Source organism: Calothrix rhizosoleniae SC01 (assembly GCF_900185595.1).
Classification (GTDB): Bacteria; Cyanobacteriota; Cyanobacteriia; order Cyanobacteriales; family Nostocaceae; genus Calothrix_A; species Calothrix_A rhizosoleniae.
This window is the reverse complement of sequence record NZ_FYBH01000262.1, coordinates 1-8796: the sequence shown is the minus strand read 5'-3', so window position 1 is coordinate 8796 and position 8796 is coordinate 1. Positions and strand designations below refer to the sequence as shown.

The following is an 8796-nucleotide window of genomic DNA, read 5'->3' as shown; positions in this document are numbered from 1 at the left end:
AACGGCAAATGTACCAACGGAATTAAGTTGTAAGTAAAAAATAATTAAGATTAATCATTCTTTGAATCCTCTGGATTTAGACAGAGGTTAAACTTATTACTTATTACTTATTACTTATTACTTGTTACTTATAAACCTAGGAACGCCTTGCATTTAAGCAACACCATTCTTTTCTTTTCCATAGGGTAGCAACTAACCAACCATTTTGTTCCAAGACATCCGCTACATCTTTAGATTGTTCAAGTAAAATGCCGCTAAAGATAGCCCAAGTAGTTGGTTTGGCGATCGCACTTATGCCTGGGATTAAATCTATAATTATATGAGCCAGAATATTACAAACAATCCCATCTACCGGTGCTGGAACCATTTGAGACAAAACATCTACACTACCTTCTGCTACCAGCAAACGTTTACTATCAATATCATTCAGGGCAAGATTATCCTGAGTTGATTTTACTGCCAGGGGTTCTTTGTCTACAGCATATACTTGCTTTGCTCCTAGCAATAAGGCTCCAATGGAAAGGATACCAGAACCACAGCCAATATCAGCAATTACCACATCTTGTTTCTGCACTTCTTGAGTGTAAGGGTCAGGGATGAATCGCATTTCTAAGGATTCTAAACATAACTGGGTCGTAGGATGATTTCCTGTTCCAAAAGCTACACCTGGATCGAGTCGGAGAACTAATCGATCGCAATCTTCTGGGACTGTTAACCATGCAGGATTAATCAAAAAGCGATCGCCGATTTCTTCTGGATGCCAATATTGTTTCCAGCTACTTGCCCAATCTTCCTCATCAATCAATTGCCAAGAAACATGTGGGTCACTACTGCTCAAACACAGAGCATCTTGACGTAACAATAATGATAATGCAGATAAATCCAGTAGTTTAACCTTAACATTGGGTATGTAGGCTTTAATAATAGAGTGATCGCCTTTCTTCTCGCTAGCTGTACCCTGACAACCAAAGTTTTCCAATCGCCAAAAAATGGAATCTTCTTGAACAGGTTCGCAGATAATTTGTATTTCCCACCAGGTATTGGACATATAGCGCTACGCACAAGTAATAAGTGAGCCATTGCGGTGGACGGTAAGCCATTGCGGTGGACGGGTTTCCCGGCATAAAGCAAGTGGCGCAACCCGGAGGGGTTCCCCGGCATAAAGCAAATGACGTTGACGCAGTCTCTCCGAAGGAGATACTCCGAAGGAGTAATAAGTAATAAGTTTACTGTTCATAGGTTTGCTGCTTCAAAAATGTCCTCATGTGCTTTGGTAGTGCTACATTTGAGAGTTTGAAGTGTCAAGGATAAAGGGTGAAAGAGTCATCACTTCATCCTTTATCCTTCATCCTAACCTGCCCGAAGTCAAGCCTACGGGTATCAATTTTGGTTAAAGTGTTACAGTATAGGCATCTCGAATACCTTGTACTTTGGTAATCTCACTTAAAATTCCTTCTGGTAATGGGTCATCAATACTGAGAACCATGACCGCATCACCACGAACGATTTTACGCCCCACTTGCATACTGGCAATATTGACATTAAAGCTACCCAAAAGGGAACCAATTTTACCAATAATTCCTGGCATATCCCGGTGTACAGTAAATAGCATATATTGATTTGGGGGTACGTTAATTGGGAAACCATCAATGTTTGTCACCCTAATTTCCCCATCACCCAACAAAGCACCAGTTACGGAATGGGTACCCAAATTACCAGTGGCTTCTAAATGGAGGGAACCGGCATAATCTTTAACAGCCTCATCCTTGGTTTCAATCACGCGGATACCCCTTTCCTTTGCCTCGATACTGGCATTCACATAATTTACCCTTTCCCTTAAAGCTTGGAAAAGTAAACCTTTAAGAGATGCAATTACCAAAGGCTGGCTTCTGTTGGTTGCCAATTCCCCTTGTAAGCGAACATTAAGTACTTCTACTCTACCACCAGCTAATTGCCCTACTAAGTTACCGAGGGTTTCCGCCAACTGCATATATGGTTTGAGTTCTTCCAAGATATCGGGACTGAGTCCAGGAATATTCACCGCAGAACGTGCAGGTAATCCCAACAATACATCCCGAATTTGTTCGGCAACATCAATCGCCACATTCACTTGGGCTTCAGTGGTTGATGCACCCAAATGTGGTGTCAAAATCATCTCTTTACCCAAGGACTTTAAAGGAGATTCTTCCAGAGGCTCAGACTCGAACACATCCAGGGCTGCACCAGCTATTTTGCCTGATTTGAGGGCATCTGCTAAAGCTGATTCATCAACTATTCCTCCCCTAGCACAGTTAATAATTCGAGCATTGGGCTTCATTTTTGCCAATCTCTCAGCATTGATTAAGTGAGTAGATTCTGGTGTTTTGGGGATGTGTAGGGTGATGTAATCTGATTGTTGCAGCAACAAATCTAAATCAACTAATTGACAACCAAGCTGTTCGGCTCTTTCATTGGACAGGAAGGGGTCATATGCTAGTAATTTCATTCCCATTGCCTTGGCAACCTTAGCAACGTGGGAACCTATTTTACCCAAGCCGACAACACCAATGGTTTTTTTGTATATTTCTGCTCCTACATAGCTCTTACGATCCCAGTTCCCGCTTTTTACCGAAGCATTGGCATCAGGGATATAACGGGACAAAGATAACATCATTGCTAAAGCGTGTTCGGCAGCAGCGATGGTATTTCCCTGGGGAGAATTTACTACTACAATGCCCTGGCGGGTAGCAGCAGGAACATTCACATTATCCACGCCCACACCAGCACGACCTATAATTTTGAGATTAGTGCCAGCTGCTATGATTTCTTCTGTGACACGGGTTCCAGAACGAATCATGAGGGCATCATATTCGCCAATGATTTGAACTAATTCTTCTGGTTGGAGTCCTATTTTGACATCAACGGTAGCAACTTGGGATAAAATATCAATCCCAGTTTGGTCAATTGGATCGGAGACGAGAACCTTAGACATGATTGCTTAGTTTTTCTTTTTAGAGGTAATTGCGGTCGGTGGACTTTTAAGTTTAAGGTTGATCTGTACCTATTAAGCAAGCATTTTTTGAGCTGAAGCACAACCACATCTCTTGTTTTATGGCATGAGAGCAACGGTGGAAGTATTCTTCCATAATTTGAACATAACAGGATTGCCACACCCACGGCGTTAATATAAACCACGAGCAGCCTAAATACCTATTTTTTTATTAAAAATAAAAATTTCAAAATCTATAGTTTTGGCTGTATTTTTGTTGGCAGGGGAGTAGGGAGTAGGGAGTAGGGAGTAGGGAGTAGGGAGTAGGGAGTAGGGAGTAGGGAGTATAGGGGGTGTGGGAAGATGGGGAAGATGGGGAAGAGAGGGAAGGAGGGAAGGAGGGAAAGAGGGAAAGAGGGGAATCCCACACTCCCACACGCAGGATTGATGATTGCTCTCGATTACTGAATTTATGCTCTAGGCTCCACAGCATCGGAAAAATGGCATTCCCCCCTGCTTCTTCTGGTCAAGTGTAAATTCTCACTCGTCCGGATTAATACCCATTTCCCTTAGCTTTTGTGCTAAACGTTCAGCCCGTTCACGTTCCTGTTCAGCCCGTTCACGCTCTTGTTCAGCTCGTTCGCGCTCCTGTTCTGCTTGTTCACTACTCCATAACAGCAAATTACCTTGCTTATCCCACCACCGCAACCAATTCATGGTTTGACATAGTCTTTCACCTTGCCAAATTCCCAAAAATAGCTCTAATTCCGGAATCCAAAAATGCCCGTTAGTATCGGCTTGCTGCAATGTATAATGACCATTTTGCAAACAGCGTACTTCTATAATTGCTTCGTAGGGATCGTAAGTTACGTAGGTGGGAACTTGGAGAATCTTTTCGTAGAAGTATAATTTGCCATAGGGAGGAGTTGAACGTACTGATAGTTCTCCACCTTCCGTGTCTGAGAGAAATTCCATGACTAACGCTACTGGTTCGCCTTCTAGGTTTTGTGTATAACTACGGCGAACTATCTCAGGAGCTATAGGCTGTACTTGAGACACATAAAACCAATCTGGTGCTTTGACAACAATTTTTTTATTTACTGTGGCTACTAGACCAAAATTAGAGCCAATCAGCATATTATTTTGCATCATTCCTGCTGCTCCTAGGGCATCCGTAAGTGCAGCAGCTAAAGGAGGTTGCTGAATGTTTTCCACGGGGTCATCAGGTAAAATGAAATCTGCTGGAAGTGCTTCCCAACTAATGTTTAGCTCTTTTTGCACGGGATGCAAGCTCTGTAGAACCATAGAACTATTCCCAAAAATTACACCTAGAAGTTGATAGCGATGGTGACACCAATCCTATACCTTTTTCTGATTAGCGATCGCCACAAATTGTCGCAAACTCAATAAATTTAAACTATGTCCCAAAGCTAAAGGTAAAACTGTGACCCCTTCTAGTCGAGATTGTACCCAACCTTCCCCCCAATACCATTCATGGAAGCCGTCAATTCCTTGGCTCAATATTAAACGCAGGCAATCATCGCCGACTACATCCACACTATGTTGAATCGGAATTGGACCATTCCAGCTAGTAAACTCAAACCCAGGATGTAATTCTGTGGGCATTTCCTTCGGTAGACGACTCATAGCTAGCCATGTTTTGAATTTCTCTGGCAACAATAGACTCTCACGAATGGTATGTGCCGATGCATCAATTTCTATCCGCAGTTGACTTTTTTGGAAATTACCTAGCATTGGCTCTTCTCAATCCCTTTCTTTCAGTATGACAGATCAGTAGTTGAACAAAATTAAACTCATTCATGGAGACAGGGAACAGAGAACAGGGAACGGGGAACAGAAAATAATGTGTGTAATTAATTCTGTCTAAGTACTTGAAGACTAGCCGTTACAAGATGACATTGAAGCAATCTCAAATATGCCACAAAAATTATCAGTAGGGGCACGGCATCGGTAAATCTCTTGGGTTATAGAATAATCTTACCCACGCCGTGCCCTTTGCATACCAATTCAGGTACTGATAACTGAAATGATGCTCACCTGACAAAATCATCCCACAATGGGAGCAATGCCAATTCTTCGTGAGGGCACGGCAGGCATAATCTTTTAATATATAAAGTATCTTACTGGTGCCGTGCCCCTACTCATCTGTCCCATTCTTTTTTCAAAATGGTATAACAAAATCTTCAATTGCCCAATATGTTCGGTGGATACCAAAAGCTTTACAATAGGGAAAGTTAATATGTTAAGAAATGTAAGGTCATTTCATGGCAGATCGATTAATTCGGGCAACGGCAGCTGGAGGAGGCATTAGAGCGGTAGGTGCTATTACTACCCAATTGACGGAAGAAGCACGACAACGTCACCAACTTTCCTATGTGGCTAGTGCAGCATTAGGACGGACTATGGTATCCGGCTTGTTGATGGCTTCTAATATGAAACGACCAGGTTCTAGGGTCAATATCCGAGTCAAAGGTGATGGCCCTTTGGGTGGAATTTTAGTTGATGCTGGTTTAGATGGAACAGTGCGCGGCTATGTACAAAACTCTGCCATTGAATTACCTCCTAATGCCCAAGGTAAGTTAGATGTTGGTGGTGCAGTCGGTGATGGTTATCTCTATGTTGTCAAGGATATTGGGTATGGCTACCCCTACTCCAGTACTGTAGAATTGGTATCTGGTGAAATTGGGGATGATGTTAGTAATTACCTGGTGCGTTCAGAGCAAACTCCTTCAGCCCTAATTGTAGGTGTATTTATCAATAGTTCTGGTGTTACCGCCGCCGGTGGTTTGCTGGTACAGGTATTACCAAAAGCAGCTAGGGATGAGGCTTTAGTCGAAAAGCTAGAATCCCGTGTATCCAGTTTGGCTGGATTTACTCCTTTACTGCAAGCTGGGAAGACATTACCAGAAATATTTCAAGATATTTTAGGAGATATGGACTTGAACATATTTCCCGAAACTCAAATGTTAAAATTCCATTGCGGTTGCTCTTTCGATCGGGTTTTGGGAGCCTTGAAAATGTTAGGGCAAGATGAGCTACAAGATATGATTATCAAAGATAATGGTGCAGAAGCAACTTGCGAATTTTGTGGCACTGTCTACCATGCTAATGAGGATCATCTTTTACAACTCATTTTTGATTTACAAGCAGAATCTTCTGCTACACTTTAAAAGTATAAAAAACAACTAGATTTTTTTCATGGCTAGTTGTATATATGTAGAGGGGTGCGGATATCAAGTGGCTTTTCCCTACGTGGTAAAGTTACAATAAAGACAATGAGACTTGCGATCTTTGAGCGATCGCTGTTAAATTATTTTGGTGTGAGCAATGGCAGAGCGGGATATTCCAGAGAGTTGGTCTTTAGACAAAACTGAACAGCCAGGTATAATGGCAAGATTATCCCGAATTGGCAAAACAGGTGATACTCACCATTCTCAAGTTTCAGCAACTAGTTCTCATGCAAATCCTGTGAACCGAACTACAGATAAGCATTTTGGCATAAACGACCACTCAGATAACACTGTACCATCAAGCCAAGTTTCTGGTAACAAATTACGAAAGTTGCCACGTTGGGCAAGAAGCTGGGTTTTGTGGACGGTAATATTAGCGTTAGCTCCAGGTAGCATTGCGTTTCTCGCTATGTCGATGCTATTGAAGTTACCTTCAGCCCCCAATTGTCCATCTATTTTTTGGCCCCTTGCTAGCGCCTCCGTAAGATTACATTGCGCTCAATTGGCAGCTTCTAAGCAGAATGTCAAAGATTTATTACAAGCAATTTCCTTAGTTAAGCATCTACCCCAAAGTCATCCTTTAAGGGGAGAGATTGATCGTTTAATAGAAGGGTGGTCACGGGATATTCTGGATTTATCCGATGTCCGTTTTCAAGATGGGAAATTAGAAGAAGCGATCGCTACAGCCCGACAAATACCAAGAGATTTAGCTGCTTACAAGCTTGTTGATGAGAAGATAGCTGGCTGGCGCTCCACATGGTCAAAGGCAGAAAAATTATATACAACATCAGAGGAGCATATCCGGGAACAACGTTGGTATCAAGCTTTTTTAGTGGCAGCGAAATTGCTACGTGTTGATAATAAGTATTGGGCAACTACAAAATATAATCAACTGAATCAGTTAATTACCCAGACAAGGGAAGATGGGAATAAGTTAGCTCAAGCTAAATCCCTGGCTAAGAGTAGCAAGGTCAAAAATTTAGTGAAAGCAATTGAGCTAGCGGAATCTATTGGTAAGAAGAGCTACATTTACTCTAAAGCCCAGGAAATAATTCCTGAGATTGGGCAAACAATGTTAGATTTAGCTCAATCTGAGTTGGATAAGAAAAATGGTGATGAAGCAATTGCCATTGCCCAAGAAATTCCGGATATTACTGGGTTAACAGAAACAAAAGATGATTTCATTGCTTTAGCTGAAGCCAAAAATAGTGCTTGGCTCGGCACCATTTATGGTTTGGAAGTAGCTATCTCTCAAGCGCAACAAATAGATGCTTCTCGACCAGTTTATGATCAAGCGCAGCAATTAATTGCTCGTTGGCAGTTGGAAATAGAAGATGTTTCTCGTTTAGATCAAGCCCGGTTGCTAGCTAGTCAAGGAACCATAGGAGATTTGAATGCAGCAATCTCCCAAGCACAACTTGTCCCTGCAAATAACCCCCGTTCGAGGGAAGCTAAACAGGAAATTAGACGTTGGGTTGGTGAAATTCAAACGATTGAAGATCGTCCCTATTTAGAACGAGCCGATCAAATAGCTTTGTTAGGAGATATTAACTCTTTACAAGCAGCAATTGCCGAAGCCAGACAAATTCGTCGAGGTCGTGCGTTATACAGAGATGCCCGGAAGAAAATTTCCAGATGGAGGTATCAAGTCCAGAGGATTCAGGATCGCCCTGTATTAGATCAAGCGCGAACGCTGGCTGATAGGGGTAATTTAAATGGTGCGATCGCAGCAGCCAGCCAAATTTCCCGAGGTAGGGCACTTTCTAGGGATGCTAGGAGGGATATTAATAGATGGCAAAGCGAAATTAATGCGAAGCAAAACTGGAAAAGGGCAAAAGAAGTAGCATTGCAAGGAACTCCGAATGCTTTAGCTAGAGCTATGCGCTTGGCTCGTCGCATACCCCGTACCAATGCTTTACGAATAGATGCCAATATTGCGATGGATCAGTGGAGTCGGCAACTCTTAGATATAGCCCGTTCCCAAGGGGTATCTGATATGATTCGGGGTATTAGAACAGCTAAAATGATTCCTAGAGGTACTGCTGCTTATAGTGCTGCAAGGGAACAAATTCGGACTTGGCAAAACTTTCTCAAGCCTATACCTCAGGAAGTAGAAAGAGTAACTTCACCTACACCTAAAGTAGAAAATACTACTGCGCCAGAGCCTTCTCCGGCTACACCAACGCCAACACCAACGGCAGCGTCAACACCAACACCCACACCAACCTTAACGCCAGATCCTACAACCAGCGACTAATAATATCATGTCCGGTTAAATACTTATCATTAGGATTGCAAGGGGGCAGGGAGCAGGGAGCAGGGGGAGAAAGAGTTTGGGCGATTTTTGAAAAAACACTTATAGAAATTCTGTATAGAAATGTGGTGGATATGGGAGGTGCGATCGCTCTTTTGGTGCAAGTGGAACTTTTATTTGACCTCTTCCACTGCGCCTAATGCTTTGAGGGTGGCGATTTCGGCTTCTGTTAAACCCTTCACACCTGTGATATTCATGCGTTTGTAGGGTTTTTCATTTATCAGGGTTTGGAAGCAATCGCCCATTTTGACATCCCACAGCTT

At 42.5% G+C, this 8796-nt stretch carries 7 protein-coding genes; 2 read left to right on the top strand and 5 right to left on the bottom strand.

All coding sequences use genetic code 11. The annotated features are described in order from the left end of the window. Positions 1 to 136: 136 nt before the first annotated feature. From prmA to CALSC_RS15625, 5 genes are all read right to left on the bottom strand, one after another. Positions 137 to 1048: a 50S ribosomal protein L11 methyltransferase gene (prmA, locus tag CALSC_RS15645; protein WP_088242252.1), complete on the bottom strand. Its 912-nt coding sequence runs from the start codon at positions 1046 to 1048 to the stop codon at positions 137 to 139. A gap of 6 nt (positions 1049 to 1054) precedes the next feature. After that, positions 1055 to 1237, bottom strand: a complete 183-nt coding sequence (locus CALSC_RS25975; protein WP_143288271.1) for a hypothetical protein — start codon at positions 1235 to 1237, stop codon at positions 1055 to 1057. 153 nt (positions 1238 to 1390) lie between these two features. Then, positions 1391 to 2971 (bottom strand): phosphoglycerate dehydrogenase, encoded by a 1581-nt coding sequence (gene serA, locus CALSC_RS15640; protein ID WP_088242251.1) that lies wholly within the window; start codon positions 2969 to 2971, stop codon positions 1391 to 1393. 537 nt (positions 2972 to 3508) lie between these two features. After that, positions 3509 to 4273, bottom strand: coding sequence for a Uma2 family endonuclease (locus tag CALSC_RS15630; RefSeq protein ID WP_088242249.1), 765 nt, complete (start codon positions 4271 to 4273; stop codon positions 3509 to 3511). Positions 4274 to 4327: 54 nt separating this feature from the next. Further along, entirely contained in the window at positions 4328 to 4723 is a 396-nt protein-coding gene (locus CALSC_RS15625) for a hypothetical protein (protein WP_088242248.1), read from the bottom strand. A 530-nt stretch (positions 4724 to 5253) separates the two neighbouring features. Between CALSC_RS15625 and hslO the strand changes: the two genes are divergently transcribed. Both hslO and CALSC_RS15615 read left to right on the top strand, forming a co-directional pair. Further along, positions 5254 to 6159, top strand: coding sequence for an Hsp33 family molecular chaperone HslO (gene hslO, locus CALSC_RS15620; protein WP_088242247.1), 906 nt, complete (start codon positions 5254 to 5256; stop codon positions 6157 to 6159). A gap of 157 nt (positions 6160 to 6316) precedes the next feature. Continuing rightward, positions 6317 to 8476, top strand: a complete 2160-nt coding sequence (locus CALSC_RS15615; protein WP_235006805.1) for a chromosome segregation ATPase — start codon at positions 6317 to 6319, stop codon at positions 8474 to 8476. Positions 8477 to 8796 lie beyond the last annotated feature (320 nt).

What these genes read in the sequence shown, in the direction of transcription:
- prmA (WP_088242252.1), bottom strand. Translation starts at nt 1,048, where the DNA reads ATGTCCAATACCTGGTGGGAAATACAAATTATCTGCGAACCTGTTCAA.
- CALSC_RS25975 (WP_143288271.1), bottom strand. Translation starts at nt 1,237, where the DNA reads ATGAACAGTAAACTTATTACTTATTACTCCTTCGGAGTATCTCCTTCG.
- serA (WP_088242251.1), bottom strand. Translation starts at nt 2,971, where the DNA reads ATGTCTAAGGTTCTCGTCTCCGATCCAATTGACCAAACTGGGATTGAT.
- CALSC_RS15630 (WP_088242249.1), bottom strand. Translation starts at nt 4,273, where the DNA reads ATGGTTCTACAGAGCTTGCATCCCGTGCAAAAAGAGCTAAACATTAGT.
- CALSC_RS15625 (WP_088242248.1), bottom strand. Translation starts at nt 4,723, where the DNA reads ATGCTAGGTAATTTCCAAAAAAGTCAACTGCGGATAGAAATTGATGCA.
- hslO (WP_088242247.1), top strand. Translation starts at nt 5,254, where the DNA reads ATGGCAGATCGATTAATTCGGGCAACGGCAGCTGGAGGAGGCATTAGA.
- CALSC_RS15615 (WP_235006805.1), top strand. Translation starts at nt 6,317, where the DNA reads ATGGCAGAGCGGGATATTCCAGAGAGTTGGTCTTTAGACAAAACTGAA.